At 32.1% G+C, this 371-nt stretch carries 1 pseudogene; it reads left to right on the top strand.

Going from position 1 to position 371, the window contains the following annotated elements:
• Positions 1-215, top strand: a pseudogene (locus tag AJ886_RS10175) (hypothetical protein); the annotation flags it as partial.
• Positions 216-371 lie beyond the last annotated feature (156 nt).

Here is a 371-nt window from a genome sequence, read left to right as displayed (position 1 = left end):
AAAAACTCAATATCATAGGACAAAACAATCTTAAGGCTATGTATATGGGGATAAATGGAAATAAAGAAAGCTTGAAAAACAAAGACAATGAAGAAGGAAACGAGGAGGATATAGAAAGTGTAACTAAAAACAAACAATCCCAAAAATTACCGCCTAACTTCATAGGCAGACTAGCCACTACTATAATCATAGAAGATGGTTTATATATGGGATAAATTAAGAAAGGATAAAAATGAGCGATACTTATAAGATTTATACACCCAATGGGTTAGCACTAGATGTGGAAAAAGATACCAATAAAATACTCCTTAAAGAAAATGTTAAGCCTACAGGCAACTATACCGAAGAATATTCCAAAGCTTTGTTTGAAG

This window comes from Campylobacter sp. BCW_6465, assembly GCF_001762815.1.
Classification (GTDB): domain Bacteria; phylum Campylobacterota; class Campylobacteria; order Campylobacterales; family Campylobacteraceae; genus Campylobacter_D; species Campylobacter_D jejuni.
This window is presented reverse-complemented; position numbering and strand designations above follow the sequence as displayed.